Origin of the sequence: Shinella sp. WSJ-2, assembly GCF_003432075.1 — a bacterium.
Classification (GTDB): Bacteria; Pseudomonadota; Alphaproteobacteria; order Rhizobiales; family Rhizobiaceae; genus Shinella.
Genome location: NZ_QWBU01000001.1, coordinates 331,098 through 349,169 on the forward strand (window position 1 = coordinate 331,098; position 18,072 = coordinate 349,169).

Sequence of the window (18,072 nt, forward strand, 5' to 3'; positions counted from 1 at the left end):
CCTTCCGTCACGCGGCGGCATCGCGCAAAAGCACCTTCAGGCGCTTGCGGGCTTCGTGCACATGCCAGGAAATCGTCGTTTCGGCGCAGCCGAGCACATCGGCCGCCGCAGCGTGGCTCAGGCCCTCGCCATAGATAAGCAACACGGCGTCGCGCTGCTTGTCCGGCAGTTGCCGCACGGCCTGCCACAGGTCCTCGCTGCCCTCTTCCGGCGGACCACCGTCCAGCACCGCCTGCTCGCGCAGATAGGCCGCATCGCGCCATTCGGCGCGGCGACGCTTGCGCATCTGGTCACGCGCGGCATTCAGCGTCACCGTATAGAGCCAGGTACCGAAGCGGCTCGTGCCCTTGAAGCCGCGGATGGCATTGGCGAGGCGTATGCACACCTCCTGCGCCACGTCCTCGGCATCCTGCCGGTCGCCGCACCATCGCCAGGCAACGGCATGAATGAAATCATAGCGGCTTTCGATCAGGGCGGCGAAGGCCTGCCTGTCTCCCAAAGCCGCCTTTTCGACGAGTTCTGTTTCCACGGGTCCATCCCGATTGCGTGCACTATCCCTTCAGACGTGCCTCACAGGGCGATCCTTGGGTGCTTCCGCGAAAAAAATCTCACCAGGGCAGATTTTTTACGACCGCGATGATCGTGCCCATCACCGCATCCCGGTCACGCCGCCGGATTTCCGGGGCATAGAGGCTGGAAATGCTGCCATCGAGGAACAGCGCATTCTTGCTCTGAAGCCGATCTCGAAACAGCGTCGCGAAATCATGGAAGCGCACCGGATCGTTGGAAATCGCAAAGGCGACGTGTCCGTCGGGCAGGATGCCGACGCCGTTGCGGATCTGCAGGCTCGTCGCATCCGGCAGGAAACGCGGATGGATCTGTCCGTCAATCACCAGCATCGGCCCCGACTGCGTCGCCTCGCGCGGAGAAATACCGGCCTTTGCGAAGGCTTCGGTCTCCATCACGCCGGCCTTGCCGTCCGCCACCCAGAACACGCCGTTCGGCTTCATGAAAAAATTGCCGAAGGCATCGGCCTGATTGAGAGCGCCCGTCTCCCGCCCCTGCTCGATCAGCAGTCCCACCGGCCCATAATCCGGATGATACATGCCGCCATTCATGGCGAAGCTCATGTGCTGGCCGTTGCGCAGCAGATGCGTGTTGAGCTGGTCATAGGTCGCGCCCCGCGTCTCCAGCGTCCCGGCACCGAAGAGACGGATCGTATCCTTGGCGGGATCGAAGGTGCAGACCGTGTAGCGGCCGGAGAGATGCTCGATCTCGGCGCAATGGGGCGGTTCGGCCATGGCAAGGCTCCGAAAGGCGAGTGTGACGGTCAGGACGGAAAAGAACAGGAGCGCGCGCATCTCTCTTGGCTCAGGGGGCAATGCGGCGAATTTAGCGACGGACCGTGATCAAAGAGACAGCGCCGCCATGTGGAAACGAAGTTGCGCCTCGTTGTAGCGAAAGTCGCGGCCGGCAGGACAGGCTGCACGGGCGAGACATCCACCGGCCATGCAGCCGCCTTGCCCCTCCGGCGTGCGCAAATGCGAACGGCAGGCGGGCACATCGAATGTTTCCAGATGCACAGCACCCGCGGGACAGGTCGTGAGGCAGGGCTTGTCCGGACAGTGGTCACAGGGATGCGCGGCATGCGCTGCCGGTACGTCGACGATCGGCTCCGCAAAGCCGAGAGCGCCGCGGTAGCCATGCCACAGACCATAGACGGGGTGGATGAGGATGCCAAGCGGCGAGGCTTTTAGGCCCTCGGCGCGCATCGCCCATTGCTGGAAGGGCTGCCAGGGCGGATCGGAGGGAAACCACGCCGTCGCATCTGCCAAGGCGGCGATGGGGCGGATGACAGCTTTCGACCAGGTGTCGAGTGGATCGCTGCCGCCGCGATCCGCCTCGGTTTCCCGCCAGTGGGAAAAGGCGGGCCACAGGGAACTGCCGATGTTGCCGATGAGGGCGACGCTTCTCGCCGAGCCGCCGCCCGCCAGATGCGGAGCCGCCTCGCATTCCGCGAAACTCACAAAACCGCGCAAAAAAAGACCGTGCGGCTGAAGAGCCGCACGGATCGTTTCGAGATCGGGAGGACGCGGCCTCACTTGGTCACGTCCCCTTTGAGTTCGTAGTGGGGACGCCAGACTTCCTTCTGGATCATGTCCGCCACCCGTGTTGCTCCGCCTTGCTCCCTGGCGCGATCGGGACCCTTTCAGGTGAAGGCGTCCGGCATCGAGTCCTTGCGCGCCTTGATATAGGCGAGCAGCGCGTCGTCGATGGCCGGATCGAGATAGGGTGCCTCGTAGTTTTCCAGCCAGACACGGCAAAGTGCGTTGGCGCGGTCTTCGATGCGCTTCTGCCCCTCGATTTCCCACTGCTCGAACGAATTGTTGTCAGCGAGCGGCGAGCGGTAGAAGGCGGTCTGGAAGTTGGCCTGGGTATGGGCGCAGCCGAGATAGTGGCTGCCCGGACCGACTTCGCGGATGGCATCGAGTGCCTGCGCGTTCTCCGAGAGGTCGATACCCTCGGCGAACTTCTGCTGCATGCCGAGCTGGTCCTGGTCGATCATGAACTTTTCGTAGGACGCAACGAGCCCGCCTTCGAGCCAGCCGGCGGCGTGCAGCACGAAGTTGGTGCCGGCAAGCAGCGTCATGTTCAGCGTGTTGGCCGATTCATGGGCAGCCTGTGCGTCCGGGATCTTCGAGCCGCAGAGCGAACCGCCCGTACGGAACGGAATGCCGAGGCGACGGGCGAGCTGCGCCGCGCCGTAGGAGACGAGCGACGGCTCCGGCGAACCGAAGGTCGGCGCGCCCGACTGCATGGAGATCGAGGCGGCAAACGTGCCGAACAGCACCGGCGCACCCTTGCGGATGAGCTGGGTGAAGGAGGCGCCGGCGAGAACTTCGGCGAGGATCTGCGTCAGCGTGCCGGCGACCGTGACCGGGCTCATGGCACCCGACAGGATGAACGGCGAGACGACGCAGGCCTGGTTATGACGAGCATAGACCTTCAGCGCGCCCACCATGGTCTCGTCGAAGACCATCGGCGAGTTGGCGTTGATGAGGTTCATCATGACGGTGTTGTTTTCGACGAACTCGTCGCCGAAGACGAGCTTGGCCATGGCGATCGAATCTTCCGCGCGTTCCGGCGCGGTGACGGAGCCCATGAAAGGCTTGTCGGAATATTTCAGGTGCGTATAGACCATGTCCAGGTGACGCTTGTTCACCGGAATGTCCACGGGCTCGCAGACCGTGCCGCCCGACGAATGCATGGACGGCGCCATATAGGCGAGCTTCACGAAATTGCGGAAGTCCTCGATTGTTGCATAACGGCGGTTACCTTCCAGGTCACGCACAAAGGGCGGGCCGTAGACCGGCACGAACACGGTGGCCTTGCCGCCGATATGCACGCTGCGCTCGGGATTGCGGGCATGCCAGGTGAAGTTCGACGGCGCGGTCTTCAGCAGCTCGCGGCAGAGCCCTTTGGGGAAATGCACGCGCTCGCCGCGCACATCGGCGCCGGCTTCGCGCCAGAGCTGGAGCGCTTCAGCGTCGTCGCGGAATTCGATGCCGATTTCCTCGAGCACGCGGTCGGCATTGTTTTCGATGAGCTGCAGGCCCTCTTCATCGAGGACTTCGTATTCCTTGATCTTGCGGGTGATGTAGGGCAGCGACGGACCCGGACCACCGCCCGTGCGCGATGCGCGCCGTGCAGCGGCACCCCGACCCTCACGCGAACGGCGACCACCGCCTTCGCTGGCGCCCTCGCCTGCCACCTGCTGAATATCGTCGCTCATGATCCGTCTTTCCTTGTTATTCCGGTGCCGGAAGGCACCTTATCGCTTTTGTTCCGGCGCCCGAACCGCGCCTCTTTTTCTATGCTAGCAAGCCGCGAAGGCGGGGCGGGTCTCAATGCGCCAAGCGATGGCGCACGCTGGACACCGATCCGGCGAAGACTATAGCGGGATTGCGACGGACATCATAACAGCATTCACGTGTTTGCACTGTCAATTCACGGCTTTACGGGCTATGCATGGAAGAAGCGGAAGGCGGGTCGCTTTTCGCCATATGCGACGTCGCTTTCAAAATCAGGTTCGCGCAAGAGGAAGGATATTCCTTGTGGTGAGAGCCTGCCGCCGCAGCGCCACTGGAGACGAGGAACCAACATGTCTGACGACGAAATCATTCTCGCCGATCTCTCCGACGAAGAGCTTGTGCAGCAGATGCACGACGACCTCTACGACGGCCTCAAGGAGGAGATCGAAGAGGGCACCAATATCCTGCTCGAGCGCGGCTGGGCTCCCTATGACGTGCTGACGCAGGCGCTCGTCGAAGGCATGCGCATTGTCGGCGTCGACTTCCGCGACGGCATTCTCTTCGTTCCGGAAGTCCTGCTTTCGGCCAACGCCATGAAGGCCGGCATGTCGATCCTGCGTCCGCTTCTCGCCGCCACCGGCGCGCCAAAGCAGGGCAAGATGGTCATCGGCACCGTCAAGGGCGACATCCACGACATCGGCAAGAACCTCGTCGGCATGATGATGGAAGGTGCGGGCTTCGACGTCATCGACCTCGGCATCAACAATCCGGTCGAAAACTACCTGGAAGCCATCGAGCGCGAACAGCCCGACATTCTCGGCATGTCCGCCCTGCTCACGACCACCATGCCCTACATGAAGGTCGTCATCGACACGATGAAGGAAAAGGGCCTGCGCGACGACTACGTCGTTCTCGTCGGCGGCGCGCCGCTCAACGAGGAATTCGGCAAGGCCGTCGGTGCCGACGCCTACTGCCGCGACGCGGCCGTAGCGGTGGAAACCGCCAAGGAATTCATGAAGCGCAAGCACAACATGCTTGCCGGCTGATAGGGAAATCGACGGCGCCGGTCTTGAATCGGCGCCGTTTCTTCACGACGTTTAGTTCGCGGCCTTTTCGACGCTCCTGCCGGCATCCTGCGTCGCATCCACCGCATTGGCGGTATCCTTGCCCATGCCGCGAATGGTATTGCCGCAGGCGCTGAGCGCGACAAGCGCGGCGAGAACGATGCTGATCTTGGTCAGGTGTGTCCCAGTCATGGTTGGAGTCCCTCTTCATGGATGTGGTTGACGCAGAACTTCGGCTTGGAAGTCCAAGCCCAGAACGCACGAAAGCCGAAAAGGTTCGCGTGATCGCCTGCGGCGCCATCGCCCGCGAAATCATCGCCATCCGCGATGCGAGCGGACTGTCCCACATCGATCTCCAGTGTCTTCCCGCCATCTGGCATGCCCATCCGGAAAAGATCGCGCCCGGCGTCGAGCAGGCGATCGCGGAGGCGCGGACGGAAGGATTTTCACGCATCTTCGTCGGCTATGCCGATTGCGGCACGGGCGGCCTGCTCGACAAGGTCTGCGAACGCGAGGGTGTCGAGCGCATTGCCGGGCCGCACTGTTATTCCTTCTTTGCCGGCAACGCAGCCTTTGCGGCGAAGAACGACGACGTCACCTCCTTCTTCCTCACGGATTTCCTCGCCCGACAGTTCCGCGCCTTCGTCATCGAGCCGCTCGGCCTCGACCGGCATCCGCAGCTGAAGGACATGTATTTCGGCAATTACACCAAAGTCGTCTATCTCTCGCAAATCGAGGACGAGGGTCTACAGCAGAAGGCGAAGGACGCCGCCGATTATCTCGGCCTGACCTATGAATACCGCTTCACCGGCTATGGCGACTTGACGGGCGAGCTGCTCCGGGCGCGCTGACTTACCAATCCTTAGCCTTGGGCGAAAAAACCTGTCTTCGGTTACGGCTTCCTAAGCCCTGGCCGGCATGATCGCGCCAAAGAATGGCGGGGGCCTGCAGGCATGACTGACTTGAAGACGCGGACGGAACCGGTGGCGATGCTGATCCAGTCCGGCCACAATCCGGAAATCATCGTCAATGCCGTCAGGGCCACCTTCCCTAACCTCGTCGTCATCGTCGAGCAGCCCGAGTCGAAAAAGCTTTTCGTCACGCGGCGGGCGAAAAAGCTCGGCTGGGTGCAGGCGATCGGCCAGCTCGGCACCATGGTCGTTTCGCGGTACGGCAAGCGCTTCACCCGGAAAAGAGCTGCGGAAATTTGTGAGGAATTCGGCGTAAGCGCCGAGATCGACAAGACAATTCCCCGGATCGACATCTCGTCGGCCAACAGCCCTGAACTTTTCAAGGCGCTCGACGAAATTCGCCCGGCGGCGCTGCTGCTCTTCAGCTGCCGCATGGTGAAGGCGGAAACGCTCGCCCGCATTACCTGCCCCGTCCTCAATTTCCACGCCGGCATCATCCCCCAATATCGCGGCCTGCAGGGCGGCTACTGGTCTCGCATCCATCGCGACGAGGAGAATTTCGGCGGCACGGTGCATCTCGTCGATGCCGGCGTCGACACCGGAGACACGCTCTACCAGCAGCGTCTCAAACCTTCCAAACGCGACACGATGCACACCTATCCGCTGCTCCAGGTGGCAGCTTCGACCGGTATCATCGTCAAAGCCATGGAAGACGCCGTCACCGACAACCTCAAGCCCTTGAAAATAGCCGCCCCCTCGCGACAATGGTATCATCCGCCAATCTGGACGTGGCTCTGGAACGGCGTGACCCGCGGCATCTGGTAAATCCTCTGGACAGTCAAATCCCGCGTCGTTTTTAAGCATGGGGCAGTCGTGGCGGGTGCAGCCCGCGACGCAGCAAGATCGCATTGTCAGCGCGAGGAGAATTTTGACATGGCAGACCGCATCATCGTCTACTGGCGCGACATCCCCGCCCAGGTCATCATCAAGAAGGGCCGCACGAACGCCAAGCGGGAGCTCTCCCTGCGCTTCACCGAGGCGATCGACATGTGCGCCATGCGCACAGGTGCGGCCGAGACGGACGACTACCTCGCCGAATGGCGCAAGGCCGAACCGACGCCGGTTTCCGACGACCTCGAAGCCGAGGCCGACAAGGCCGCCGCCGAACTCGAGGCCGCCTATGATCGCGAGCGGCTGGTCGCCCTCGTGAAAGCCGGAGGCCGCGAGAATGGCTGATCCGAAACTGGGAGAGCCGAAACTTGAAGGCGTCCAGAAGCCTGGCAATGCCGCGCCCGCCAAGAAGGCTACCACCGGCGCTTTCACACCGGCCGGCGTCTCGCCCAACCGCCGTTCCCGCCACAAATACACGATCCGCCTTTGGGCCGTGCGCAACTCCCGCTTCTTCGAGTGGTTCTACCACCGCTTTGCGGAAGTTTTCCTTCTCCTGCATCCGGTCTGGAAGCTCCTCGGCTACCAGCGCGTCGAGCGTCCCATCACCTTCGTCGAAAAGCATGTGAAGGGCTTCCTCTTCGACTGTCGCATGTGCGGCCAGTGCGCGCTGTCGTCCACGGGCATGTCATGCCCGATGAACTGTCCCAAGCAGCTGCGCAACGGCCCCTGCGGCGGCGTGCGCGCCAACGGCAATTGCGAAGTCGAACCGGATATGCCCTGCGTCTGGGTCCAGGCCTGGAAGGGCTCCCAGAACATGGCGAAGGGCGATGCCATCATGAACGTACAGAAGCCGGTGAACCAGTCGCTGCGCGAAACCTCCTCCTGGCTGCGCGTGACGGCTGAGGCCGCCGCCGCCAGGGAAGCGGCCGCCAATGCCGGAAAGGACGCCTGATCCATGGCGCATATCGATGAAAACCCGCTGGGCCCGCACCTGCCGCTCGATCCTCTGCCCGGCCACTCCTCCATGGGCCGGCTGGAGCGCGTGCTGCGCCGCGGCGAATTTGCCGTCACGACGGAGCTGAACCCGCCGGACAGCGCGAACCCTGAAGACGTTTACGAGCGCGCTGCGATCTTCGACGGCTGGGTGGACGGCATTAACGCGGTCGATGCCTCCGGCGCCAATTGCCACATGTCTTCGGTCGGCATCTGTGCACTTCTGACCCGCATGGGCTATGCGCCGATCATGCAGATTGCCTGCCGCGACAAGAACCGCATCGCCATTCAGGGCGACGTTCTCGGCGCCGCCGCCATGGGCGTGTGCAACATCATGTGCCTGACCGGCGACGGCGTGCAGGCCGGCGACCAGCCTGGCGCCAAGCCGGTCTTCGACCTCGACTGCATGTCGCTGCTCGAAACCGTGCGCATCATGCGCGACAATTCGAAATTCCTCTCCGGCCGCAAGCTCACCTCGCCGCCGAAAGTGTTCCTTGGTGCCGCGATCAATCCCTTCGCACCGCCTTACGATTTCCGCCCCTACCGCCTCGCCAAGAAGATCGAGGCCGGCGCGCAGTTTGTGCAGAGCCAGTACTGCTTCGACGTACCGATGTTCCGCGAATATATGAAAAAGGTCCGCGACCTCGGCCTGCACGAAAAATGCTACATCCTCGTCGGCGTCGGCCCGATGGCGTCCGCCAAGACGGCGAAATGGATCCGCTCCAACGTGCCGGGCATCCATATTCCCGATTCCGTCATCGCCCGCCTCGAAGGCGCGCAGGACCAGAAGAAGGAAGGCAAGCAGCTCTGCATCGACATCATCAACGAGGTGAAGGAGATCGAGGGTGTTTCCGGCATTCACGTCATGGCCTACCGCCAGGAAGAATATGTCGCAGAGATGGTGCATGATTCCGGCGTGTTGAAGGGCCGCCAGCCCTGGAAGCGCGAGCCGAACCCGGTCGACCAGATGGTTGCCGAACGCATTGAGGCGGCCCGCACCGGCCAGGAACAGGACCAGCAGCAGATGGCGGAAAAAGCCGCCCATCACCCCCATTGATTTCGCTTGCCGGCGCCCGCCGGCAGGCCGCTTGTAACACCGGAAATCGCGCGCTAGATCAAACCTAGCGCCACGCCCCAGAGGATCTTACATGACCCGCACCATCGTCGCCTCGGCCACCCGCGAAATCGTCATCGGTTTCGACCAGCCCTTCTGCGTCATCGGCGAACGCATTAACCCGACCGGCCGCAAGAAGCTGGCCGCGGAAATGCAGGCCGGCAACTTCGATACCGTCATCAAGGATGCGCTGGAACAGGTCGCGGCAGGCGCGACGATGCTCGACATCAATGCGGGCGTGACCTCGGTCAACCCGAACGAGACCGAACCGGGCCTGCTCGTGCAGACGCTCGAAATCGTCCAGGGCCTCGTCGATATCCCGCTCGCGATCGACAGCTCCGTGACGGCCGCCATCGAGGCCGGCCTGAAGGTCGCCAAGGGCCGTCCGCTGGTCAACTCGGTCACGGGTGAAGAGGAAAAGCTCGAAGCGATCCTGCCGCTCGTCAAGAAGTACAACGTGCCCGTCGTCGCCATCTCCAACGACGAGACCGGCATTTCGATGGACCCGGACGTGCGCTTTGCCGTCGCCAAGAAGATCGTCGAGCGCGCCGCCGATTACGGCATCCCGGCGCATGACATCGTCGTCGACCCGCTTGTCATGCCGATCGGCGCGCTGGGCGATGCCGGTCGCCAGGTCTTCCAGCTGCTCTACCGCCTGCGCAACGAGCTGAAGGTCAACACGACCTGCGGCCTCTCCAACATCTCCTTCGGCCTGCCGCATCGCCACGGCATCAATGCCGGCTTCATTCCGATGGTCATCGGCGCCGGCATGACCTCCGCCATCATGAACCCCTGCCGCCCGCAGGAAATGGAAGCCGTGCGCGCCGCAAACGTGCTGAACGGTACGGACTCCAACTGCACCAACTGGATCATGACCTACCGCGACCACAAGCCCGCCGAAGGCGGCGCACCGGTTGCCGCTGCGGCAGCAGCGCCTGCTGCAGGTGGCGGCCGCCGTGGCGGTCGTGCAGCCCGCGCCGGTGCCGGCGCGAAGGCGGAATAAGGTGGCCGGCGGGCGTCAGCTTCGCCGCGATGCCTTCAGCCTCTGGCTGGAGGCGCCCCTCGTAATCGCCATGCGTTGTCAGGAGATGGGGTTTGCGGCGCTGACGGGCTCGACGCAGAACACGACCGAGATGACCCGGATGGTCACCGAAAAGATGGCTGCTGCGACGGAAAGCGTCGTGGCGGCCAATTTTGCTTTGGCGAAGGCCGTGATGACGGCCGCCTCGCCGGAGACGACCGCGCGGGCCGTATCGACGGCTGCGCTGAAACCCTACGGGAAGCGCGTGCGCAGCAATGTGCGCCGGCTTGCCAAGAAGAAGACGTAAGGCGGCCTTGCCGCCAGTGGAAAGAGCGATCCGATGCGCATTGAAGGTGAGAGCGAGACCAATATGACGGAAGCTTCGGCAAAGGAACCGCTTGTCCTCTTCATGCCCTCCGGCAAGCGCGGCCGTTTCCCGGTCGGCACGCCCGTGCTGGAGGCTGCGCGAAAACTCGGCGTCTATGTCGAGAGCGTCTGCGGCGGTCGCGCGACCTGCGGGCGCTGTCAGATCGAGGTGCAGGAAGGCAATTTCGCCAAGCACAAGATCGTCTCCTCCAACGACCACATCTCGCCCCGCGGCCCGAAGGAGGAGCGCTACGACAAGGTGCGCGGCCTGCCGGAGAACCGCCGCCTGTCCTGCTCGGCGCTCATCCAGGGCGACCTCGTCATCGACGTGCCGCAGGACACCGTGGTCAATGCGCAGGTCGTGCGCAAGGCCGCGACCGACCGCGTCATCGAGCGCAATGCCGCCGTCCAGCTCTGCTATGTTGAGGTGGACGAGCCCGACATGCACAAGCCGCTCGGCGATCTCGACCGCCTGAAGGTCATGCTGGAAAAGGACTGGGGCTGGAAGGATCTGCTGGTCGCGCCGCACCTCATCCCGCAAATCCAGTCGATCCTGCGCAAGGGCAACTGGGGCGTCACCGCCGCGATCCACCGCGATATGGACAGTTCGCGTCCCTTCATCGTCGGCCTCTGGCCGGGCCTGAAGAACGAAGCCTATGGTATCGCCTGCGATATCGGCTCGACGACCATCGCCATGCATCTCGTCTCGCTGCTCTCGGGCCGCATCGTCGGCTCCTCCGGCACCTCGAATCCGCAGATCCGCTTCGGCGAAGACCTGATGAGCCGCGTCTCCTATGTCATGATGAATCCGGACGGCCGGGAAGCGATGACCAAGGCGGTGCGCGAGGCCGTCAACGGCCTGATCGGCAAGGTCTGCGCCGAGGGCGAGGTCGACCGGCACGATATTCTCGACATGGTCTTCGTCGCCAACCCGATCATGCACCATCTCTTCCTCGGCATCGACCCGACGGAACTCGGCCAGGCGCCCTTCGCGCTCGCCGTCTCGGGTGCCCTGCAATATTGGGCGCATGAACTCGATATCGAGGTGAACCGCGGCGCACGGCTCTATACGCTCCCCTGCATCGCCGGCCATGTTGGCGCGGATGCGGCGGGTGCGACGCTTTCGGAAGGCCCCTACCGCCAGGATCGCATGATGCTGCTCGTCGATGTCGGGACCAATGCGGAAATCGTCCTCGGCAATCGCCAGCGCGTCGTTGCCGCCTCCTCGCCGACCGGCCCGGCTTTCGAAGGTGCCGAAATATCTTCCGGCCAGCGCGCCGCCCCGGGCGCCATCGAGCGCGTGCGCATCGATCCGGTCACGCTTGAGCCGCGCTTCCGCGTCATCGGCGTGGAAAAATGGTCAGATGAAGAAGGTTTTGCCGAACAGGCCGCCAGCGTCGGCGTTACCGGCATCTGCGGCTCGGCGATCATCGAGGTCGTTGCGGAAATGTATCTCTCGGGCATCATTTCCGAGGATGGCGTGGTCGACGGCGCGATGGCGGAGAGGAGCCCGCGCATCCTGCAGAACGGCCGCACCTTCTCCTACCTGCTGCATGACGGCGAGCAGCGCATCACGGTGACACAGAACGACATCCGCGCCATCCAGCTCGCCAAGTCGGCGCTCTATGCCGGCATCAAGCTCTTGATGGAAAAGCAGGGCGTCGACCATGTCGATACGATCCGCTTTGCCGGCGCCTTCGGCTCCTTCATCGATCCGAAATACGCCATGGTGCTCGGCCTCATCCCGGACTGCAACCTTGATGAGGTGAAGGCGGTCGGTAATGCCGCCGGCACCGGCGCGCTGATGGCGCTGCTCAACCGCGATCACCGCCGTGAGATCGAACGGACTGTCGCCCATATCGAGAAGATAGAGACCGCGCTGGAACCCAACTTCCAGCAGCTCTTCGTCAATGCCATGGCGATGCCGAACAAGGTCGATCCCTTCCCGGAGCTCGCCAAGGTCGTCACCTTGCCCGAGCGCAAGGTGCTTTCCGACGATGGCGGCGGCGAAGGTGGCGGCCGTCGCCGACGCCGTAGCCGGGAATAGTGCAATCCGCGACCACCGGCCGCGGTTACCATGTCCATAAACCACACCAACAAAATCCGTTTTGTTTCCGGCGGTTTATCGGCAAGGTGCGCGAATAGGCCGAGGGTGTCGCCCGTCGATAACACGATCGATCGCGTGATCCCTCGCCATCCCTCCAGCGCACGAAAGCCGCTCCATGCCGCTCGCCCGCCTTGTCACCGCCAGCCTCTTCCTTCTAGCCGCCGCTACGGCCGTGCAGGCGCAGGAGGACTATCCCTTTACCGGCGAATGGGAATGCGACGGAGCGCCCTTCGTCTTCACCTCGACCGTCTACAGCGTCGGCGACGACAGCTATGACGTGCAGGAGGTGCAGGAAGGTTCTGACGGCTCCTATTCGCTGTTCCTGTCGGACGACGTCTACATCACGCTTTCGGATATCACGTCGGATACGCTGGACTTCTCCTCCTCGGAGAGTGACCGTACCCTGAGCTGCCGCCGCTATTAAGGATCACGCGCCATGAACCGCTCCAGCCTTCTCGCCCTCGCCCTTTCGCTTGGCCTCGCCTCGCCGGCGCTGGCCGACAGCTACGCCGCCATCAGCAACACCGCGATGTCGATTACCGGCGATATCGAATTCGACGACTTCGGGATCACCTTCGAAAACGGCAAGAAAATCGAGTTCGACGATCTCATCGGCGATACGTTCGTCGTGGATGGAAAATCGGTGCCGGCGTCGGTCTATAGCGTGGCGGACCCGAAGGATCCGGTACTGCTCAACGGCAACCGCCTGTGCGGTGCGCCCGTCACCTATGTCGCCTCCTGGAGCGGAGCAACGGAGAACGACACGGTCGTTGCGGTCTTCTCGACGGAAGACGCGCCTGAAAGCAGCGACGAGATGTGCGCGTCCTATACCTATGAATAATGGAAAGCCGGGCAAACACCTGGCTCCCTGATATCAGCAGGCGACCTGCAGCATGTCCATCGGCCGGCGCTCCATACGGGCGAAGACTGTACGGATATAGTCAGCGACGGCCTGGGCCGGCGCTTCCGCCTCGTCATTGACGACGAGGCCGATATGGTAGTGCCCGAGATCCGGCAGGCCGTCCTTTTCCCCCAGCGCCACCATGTCGTCGCCGATGAGGAAGCGGGCAAGCGGGGCGACGGCGAGATCGGCGCGGATGGCGGCGCGCTGGCCCATATGGTGGGCGCAGAAATAGGCGACGCGGAAATCGCGGCCTGACCGGCTCAGCTCCTCAAGCGCCTTGGCGCGCCAGATGCAGCCCTCTTCCCAGACGGAGACCGGCAGCGGCGTTTTCAGATGCGCGTTGCCGCAGTTCTTGCCGGCCCAGACGAGCTGTTCCTTGAGCAGGATTTCACCCGGAACCGGGATCGTGCCGTCGGTCGCATTGAAGATCGCGAGATCGAGCCGCCGCTCGGCGACGGCACGGCGCAGATTGGCGCTGTTTTCGATCGAGACATTGACGGCGATGGACGGATAGCTCTCGGCAAAGCGCTTCAGCACCTCCGGCAGGATCAGCTCGCCCACGTCATCGGGCGCACCCAGCCGCACGACGCCGTTCATCTCCGGCATCATGAAGCGCGAGACAGCCTCGTTGCTGAGCGCGATGAGGCGGCGCGCATAGGACAGCAGCACCTCGCCGTGATGAGTCAGCACCACCGAGCGGGCGTCACGGCGAAAGAGCGAGCAGCCGAGCAGTTCCTCCAGCTTCTTGATCTGCATGGAGACCGCCGATGGCGTGCGATGCACCGTCTCGGCCGCCGTGGTGAAGTTTCCGGTCTCGGCGATCGCCACGAAGGTCTTGAGGATATCGAGTTCCAAGAGCGGGAGCGTCTGGCGCATCAGCAGGTTCATGACGGATCTCCATGGATCAGAAATTCTGAAGCAAACTGTCACTTCATTTCGTTTGATTGAAATACAGGATGGGCGGATAGTCAATCTGCAAGCACACGAATGGAAGGAAAAACGCCATGAAAACGCAGAAAACCCATGCTGGCGGCGCCGATCTTGCCGTTCTCGCCCGTGGAAACGGATTCTACTACGCAATACGGCGCTTCGTTGGCGATGCGATCGAGGCCCGACGCCGGCGTGCCCTCGCCCATCACACCGCCGAGGAACTGGCCCACCTGCCCGACTATCTCAAGCAGGACATCGGCTGGCCCACGCTTATCAAACATGAAGAACGCTGATTGATCCAATCAAATATATTCGTTTGATTGATGCATAAGGCCGCGGCATAGTGACGATCAAGGTCGCGACCTTTCGAAACCTCCCAAGCTCGAAAGGAACCCTGAAAATGGCAATAGCACTAGATCACCGCCCGGTTCGGCGTGCTGCCGGCACCGCTGAAGCCGGCAGCCTGTCGCATCTCGTCCGTGACATCGTCGAGCGGATCGCTTCCGCCTGGCAGCGCTATCGCGTGGAACGCGAATTGGAAAGCATGCCCTTCGATCTGCGCAAGGACATCGGTTTCCGTTCGTCGAACAAGATCACACGATGACGGACGACTGTAACGGCGACATGCCGAACGACCACGACGCCACAAACCGCCGGACATGACCTTCAAAAGTCTCTCCGGCGGTTTTCTTTTGGGCTCAGATCATCGGGATTGCGGGCGCTACATTTTCCGGCAGGATGCCCGTCAGCCGCGGATCGTCGAAGACCTCGATCTGGCGCCGCACCGGCGTGAAGCCCGAGCGGATATAGAAATCCAGCGCCTGCGGTGAGTCGAGCGTGCAGGTATGCACCCAGAACCGCGTAAGCCCCTGCCGCGACCATGCGCGCGCGATCGCCCGGTTCATCAGCCAGCGGCCGGTTCCCTTGCCGATGACCGCAGCCGTCAGGCCGAAGAAGGCGAGTTCGCCCACTCTTTCCTCACGGAAATCGAGCTCCATGAGCCCCTCGCCGCGCCCATCCTTCATGACGGCATAGACCTCGACATCCGGGTGATGGATGATGGCGGCAAGGTCGCTTTCCGGCATGGCAAGGCGCGAGGCCCACAGCCACTCGGTACCAATCCGCCTGTAGAGATCGCGATACCAGGCGAGATCGACATTCTCCATTCGCTCCAGACTTATGCCCGGTTGCTCGGAATCCGCGCGACCGGCCGGCGGCGCCAGCATTTCAAGACAGGTCACCACGGCGGCGAGCTTGCCCGCCGGCACATCCGAATATCCATCTGGCAGCATTGCAATCATCCTTCGAAAATCCGCTCCGTATCTGGCCGCCCGGACGCCTCTTGTCAAACGGGAACATCAGCGCGTTGCACGCGATGCCACCTGTCGCAATCCGACGATGCCAAAGTTGAAGTCGCAAATGTGCTGCAATGCACAATCGACATACACTCGGCGGAAGGTCCTGACATTTCAGCGATACGCTGCCCCTATCAGTCGTAACCGTCCTCTTTCTTGTCGCAAAAGTACTAGCGCGACGACTGTTCTCCCTGCGACCATTGTGACATTCCGGCCTCCAGCATGGACAGAGTGATGAACAAGCAAAACGTCAAGAAGCGCTCTCTCGTTTTCTTCCTCGTGCCCAACTTCTCCATGCTGCCCTTCTCGGCGGCCATCGAGACGCTGCGCATCGCCAACCGCATGCTCGGCTACGAGGCCTATACCTGGCGCCTCGCCTCGACGGATGGCCAGCAGGTGCTCTCCTCCAGCGGCATCGGCATTGAGGTGAACTCGTCGCTTGCCGACGAGCGCAAATATCTCGGCGGCGAAAACCGCCCTTCCATGGTGCTCGTCTGTTCGGGCATCTATGTCGAGGATTTCTCGAATAAGTCGGTCAACGCCTGGCTGCGCGAAGTCTATAATCGCGGCATTGCAGTCGGCTCGCTTTGCACCGGCGCCCACGTTCTCGCCCAGGCCGGCCTGCTCTCGGGCAAGCGTTGCGCCATCCATTGGGAGAACCTGCCCGGTTTCGCCGAGGCCTATCCGCAGGCCGATGTCTATGCCGACCTCTACGAAATTGACAGCAACATCTACACCTGTGCCGGCGGCACCGCGTCGCTCGACATGATGCTGAACCTGATCGACCAAGATTTCGGCGAAAACCTCGTCAATCGCGTCTGCGAACAGGCCCTGACCGACCGCGTGCGCGGGCCGCACGATCGCCAGCGCCTGCCGCTGCGCGCCCGCCTCGGCGTACAGAACGCCAAGGTGCTGTCGATCATCGAACTGATGGAAGGCAATCTGTCCGAACCGCTGTCGCTTCTCGAGATCGCCGACAGTGCCGATCTCTCGCGCCGCCAGATCGAGCGCCTGTTCCGCCAGGAAATGGGCCGCTCGCCCGCCCGTTACTATCTCGAAATCCGGCTCGACCGGGCGCGCCACCTGCTCGTCCAGTCCTCCATGCCGGTGGTGGAAGTGGCGGTCGCCTGCGGCTTCGTCTCCGCGTCGCACTTCTCCAAGTGTTATCGCGAACTCTACAACCGCTCGCCCCAACAGGAGCGCGCCGAGCGTAAGCTGACGCTTTCGGCCATTGCTCGCTGATCGAATGGGAAAAATCCAGCGTCCCCGCCCGTCCGGCGGGGATCAGCTTGCCAGGGCGCTCATCAGTGAAAGTTCAGAGAACACGCGGTTCCGACCGGCATGTTTGGCCATGTAGAGGAACTGGTCGGCGGCATTCAGATAATTGTCGAAGGTTTCCCGTTCGGCTATGACGGCAAGGCCGGCCGAAACGGTGATGGTCAATGCCTCGCCATCGGCGATGATCGGCTGAGCCGCAAGCTCCTTGCGCAAATGCTCGCAGCAATCGAGCGCGGCTTCCAATGACAGACCGTGGAAGATGATCCCGAACTCCTCGCCGCCGAGCCGCGCCAGCAGATGCCGGTCGTTGAGCCGGTGCTTGAGACGACGGGCAACAGCCTTCAGCACGACATCGCCGACCTCATGGCCATAGGTGTCGTTGAGACGCTTGAAATGGTCGATGTCGAGAATGGCGATCGACATGGGTTCGCCACGTCGCACCGCCTGGTCAACAAGCCGGGGGCCGGCCTCGAAGAAGTAGCGCCTGTTGTAGATATCGGTGAGATAGTCCCGCGCGGCGATGCGATGCAGCGACTGAACGCGCTTCTGAATCGCGGCGACATGGAAGATGCGGCTGTTGAACTCTTCCTCCAGGAAGGGTTTCTGAATGTATTCATCGCCACCGGCCCGCAGGAAACGCGCCGCGACCATGCGGTCCGTTGCGGTGGAAAGGCCCACAACCCGCACGGTGTCGTCGCCATGACGCTGGCGGATTTCCTGCAGCAACGCGAAGCCGTCCATATCGGCAAGATCGAGATCGCAGACCACCATGTCGATGCCGCTGTTGGAATCGAGAGCTTCAAGCGCCGCCGCCCCGCTTTCGACCGCCGTGATCTGGAAGCGCTGCTTGGCAATCAGACCGACATGCTTATGAAGGCTGTCCAAATCCGAATCGACGACGAGCACGCGCGTTTTGCCGCTGGTCAGGATGCGATCCACCGCCAGCACCAGCTGTTGCATGGCGGCCGGGCTGTCCTTCACCACATAATCCAGCACGTTCTTGGCGAGGATCTGGTCGCGCGTCGCATCGCTGAACGAGCCGGTGAAGACCAAGGGCGCGATACCTTTGGAGATCACATAATCAAGCGCCTCGCAGTTGGGCGCATCGGGAAGATTGAGATCGAGAACGGCGAGCGCGAATTCCGGCGCGTCAGTCTGGAAGATGGTGCGCACTGCCGCCATACTGGGGCAATGGATTACCGAAAGGCCGAGCTCTTTTTCCAGGCGATATTTGAGCGCCGTGGAAAACATGCGGGAATCTTCCACGAGCAGCACATGCTGGCCGGAATGGCGCAGAAATGCTGGTCCTCGCTGCGGATTTGAGTC

22 protein-coding genes are annotated in these 18,072 nt (G+C 62.5%); 14 read left to right on the top strand and 8 right to left on the bottom strand.

Going from position 1 to position 18,072, the window contains the following annotated elements:
- Window positions 1-7 precede the first annotated feature (7 nt).
- The 4 genes from D0Y60_RS01590 to D0Y60_RS01605 form a co-directional block, all read right to left on the bottom strand.
- Window positions 8-529 (bottom strand): RNA polymerase sigma factor, encoded by a 522-nt coding sequence (locus tag D0Y60_RS01590; protein ID WP_117366381.1) that lies wholly within the window; start codon window positions 527-529, stop codon window positions 8-10.
- 79 nt (window positions 530-608) lie between these two features.
- Window positions 609-1,301 carry a phosphodiester glycosidase family protein gene (locus tag D0Y60_RS01595; RefSeq protein ID WP_245409052.1) on the bottom strand — a complete coding sequence of 231 codons (693 nt, stop codon included), beginning with the start codon at window positions 1,299-1,301 and terminating at the stop codon, window positions 609-611.
- Window positions 1,302-1,409: 108 nt separating this feature from the next.
- A complete protein-coding gene (locus D0Y60_RS01600; protein WP_117366383.1) occupies window positions 1,410-2,102 on the bottom strand; it encodes a 4Fe-4S dicluster domain-containing protein in 693 nt (230 codons plus the stop codon).
- Window positions 2,103-2,209: 107 nt separating this feature from the next.
- The gene (locus tag D0Y60_RS01605) at window positions 2,210-3,793 is read right to left on the bottom strand and encodes a trimethylamine methyltransferase family protein (protein ID WP_117366384.1); all 1,584 of its coding nucleotides are present in this window, start codon (window positions 3,791-3,793) and stop codon (window positions 2,210-2,212) included.
- 369 nt (window positions 3,794-4,162) lie between these two features.
- Here D0Y60_RS01605 and D0Y60_RS01610 point away from each other — a divergent pair, with 369 nt between their 5' ends.
- Window positions 4,163-4,858 (top strand): B12-binding domain-containing protein, encoded by a 696-nt coding sequence (locus tag D0Y60_RS01610; RefSeq protein ID WP_023514481.1) that lies wholly within the window; start codon window positions 4,163-4,165, stop codon window positions 4,856-4,858.
- A 51-nt stretch (window positions 4,859-4,909) separates the two neighbouring features.
- Here D0Y60_RS01610 and D0Y60_RS01615 read toward each other — a convergent pair whose 3' ends face one another.
- Window positions 4,910-5,068 (bottom strand): entericidin A/B family lipoprotein, encoded by a 159-nt coding sequence (locus D0Y60_RS01615; protein ID WP_117366385.1) that lies wholly within the window; start codon window positions 5,066-5,068, stop codon window positions 4,910-4,912.
- Between the two features lie 17 nt (window positions 5,069-5,085).
- On the opposite strand from D0Y60_RS01615, the gene D0Y60_RS01620 reads away from it, so the two are divergent.
- The 10 genes from D0Y60_RS01620 (at window position 5,086) to D0Y60_RS01665 (ending at window position 13,120) form a co-directional block, all read left to right on the top strand.
- Window positions 5,086-5,727, top strand: a complete 642-nt coding sequence (locus tag D0Y60_RS01620) for a DUF1638 domain-containing protein (protein ID WP_117366386.1) — start codon at window positions 5,086-5,088, stop codon at window positions 5,725-5,727.
- A gap of 102 nt (window positions 5,728-5,829) precedes the next feature.
- Window positions 5,830-6,612: a formyl transferase gene (locus D0Y60_RS01625; RefSeq protein ID WP_117366387.1), complete on the top strand. Its 783-nt coding sequence runs from the start codon at window positions 5,830-5,832 to the stop codon at window positions 6,610-6,612.
- Between the two features lie 108 nt (window positions 6,613-6,720).
- Entirely contained in the window at window positions 6,721-7,023 is a 303-nt protein-coding gene (locus D0Y60_RS01630) for a virulence factor (RefSeq protein WP_117366388.1), read from the top strand.
- On the top strand, window positions 7,016-7,630 hold the full coding sequence (locus tag D0Y60_RS01635) for a methylenetetrahydrofolate reductase C-terminal domain-containing protein (RefSeq protein ID WP_117366389.1): 615 nt from the start codon (window positions 7,016-7,018) through the stop codon (window positions 7,628-7,630). Before D0Y60_RS01630 ends, D0Y60_RS01635 begins: the two co-directional genes overlap by 8 nt.
- Before the next feature lie 3 nt (window positions 7,631-7,633).
- Window positions 7,634-8,728 carry a methylenetetrahydrofolate reductase gene (locus D0Y60_RS01640; protein WP_117366390.1) on the top strand — a complete coding sequence of 365 codons (1,095 nt, stop codon included), beginning with the start codon at window positions 7,634-7,636 and terminating at the stop codon, window positions 8,726-8,728.
- 91 nt (window positions 8,729-8,819) lie between these two features.
- Entirely contained in the window at window positions 8,820-9,788 is a 969-nt protein-coding gene (locus D0Y60_RS01645; protein WP_117366391.1) for a methyltetrahydrofolate cobalamin methyltransferase, read from the top strand.
- 1 nt (window position 9,789) lies between these two features.
- On the top strand, window positions 9,790-10,113 hold the full coding sequence (locus D0Y60_RS01650) for a hypothetical protein (protein WP_117366392.1): 324 nt from the start codon (window positions 9,790-9,792) through the stop codon (window positions 10,111-10,113).
- Window positions 10,114-10,146: 33 nt separating this feature from the next.
- Complete coding sequence (locus D0Y60_RS01655) at window positions 10,147-12,219, top strand: ASKHA domain-containing protein (protein WP_117366393.1); 2,073 nt, start codon at window positions 10,147-10,149, stop codon at window positions 12,217-12,219.
- A gap of 175 nt (window positions 12,220-12,394) precedes the next feature.
- Window positions 12,395-12,703, top strand: coding sequence for a hypothetical protein (locus D0Y60_RS01660; RefSeq protein ID WP_117366394.1), 309 nt, complete (start codon window positions 12,395-12,397; stop codon window positions 12,701-12,703).
- A gap of 12 nt (window positions 12,704-12,715) precedes the next feature.
- Complete coding sequence (locus tag D0Y60_RS01665; protein WP_117366395.1) at window positions 12,716-13,120, top strand: hypothetical protein; 405 nt, start codon at window positions 12,716-12,718, stop codon at window positions 13,118-13,120.
- 33 nt (window positions 13,121-13,153) lie between these two features.
- Here the strand turns inward: D0Y60_RS01665 and D0Y60_RS01670 are convergent, their stop codons facing one another.
- Window positions 13,154-14,071: a LysR family transcriptional regulator gene (locus D0Y60_RS01670; protein ID WP_117366396.1), complete on the bottom strand. Its 918-nt coding sequence runs from the start codon at window positions 14,069-14,071 to the stop codon at window positions 13,154-13,156.
- A 116-nt stretch (window positions 14,072-14,187) separates the two neighbouring features.
- Between D0Y60_RS01670 and D0Y60_RS01675 the strand changes: the two genes are divergently transcribed.
- Together D0Y60_RS01675 and D0Y60_RS01680 are read left to right on the top strand one after the other, a co-directional pair.
- Entirely contained in the window at window positions 14,188-14,406 is a 219-nt protein-coding gene (locus D0Y60_RS01675; RefSeq protein WP_117366397.1) for a hypothetical protein, read from the top strand.
- Between the two features lie 107 nt (window positions 14,407-14,513).
- Entirely contained in the window at window positions 14,514-14,717 is a 204-nt protein-coding gene (locus D0Y60_RS01680; protein ID WP_117366398.1) for a hypothetical protein, read from the top strand.
- A gap of 94 nt (window positions 14,718-14,811) precedes the next feature.
- Here the strand turns inward: D0Y60_RS01680 and D0Y60_RS01685 are convergent, their stop codons facing one another.
- Window positions 14,812-15,405, bottom strand: a complete 594-nt coding sequence (locus tag D0Y60_RS01685) for a GNAT family N-acetyltransferase (RefSeq protein WP_117366399.1) — start codon at window positions 15,403-15,405, stop codon at window positions 14,812-14,814.
- Window positions 15,406-15,702: 297 nt separating this feature from the next.
- Between D0Y60_RS01685 and D0Y60_RS01690 the strand changes: the two genes are divergently transcribed.
- Window positions 15,703-16,710 carry a GlxA family transcriptional regulator gene (locus D0Y60_RS01690; protein WP_117366400.1) on the top strand — a complete coding sequence of 336 codons (1,008 nt, stop codon included), beginning with the start codon at window positions 15,703-15,705 and terminating at the stop codon, window positions 16,708-16,710.
- 42 nt (window positions 16,711-16,752) lie between these two features.
- On the opposite strand, the gene D0Y60_RS01695 is transcribed toward D0Y60_RS01690, so the two are convergent.
- A complete protein-coding gene (locus D0Y60_RS01695; protein WP_117366401.1) occupies window positions 16,753-17,997 on the bottom strand; it encodes a diguanylate cyclase in 1,245 nt (414 codons plus the stop codon).
- Between the last annotated feature and the right edge of the window lie 75 nt (window positions 17,998-18,072).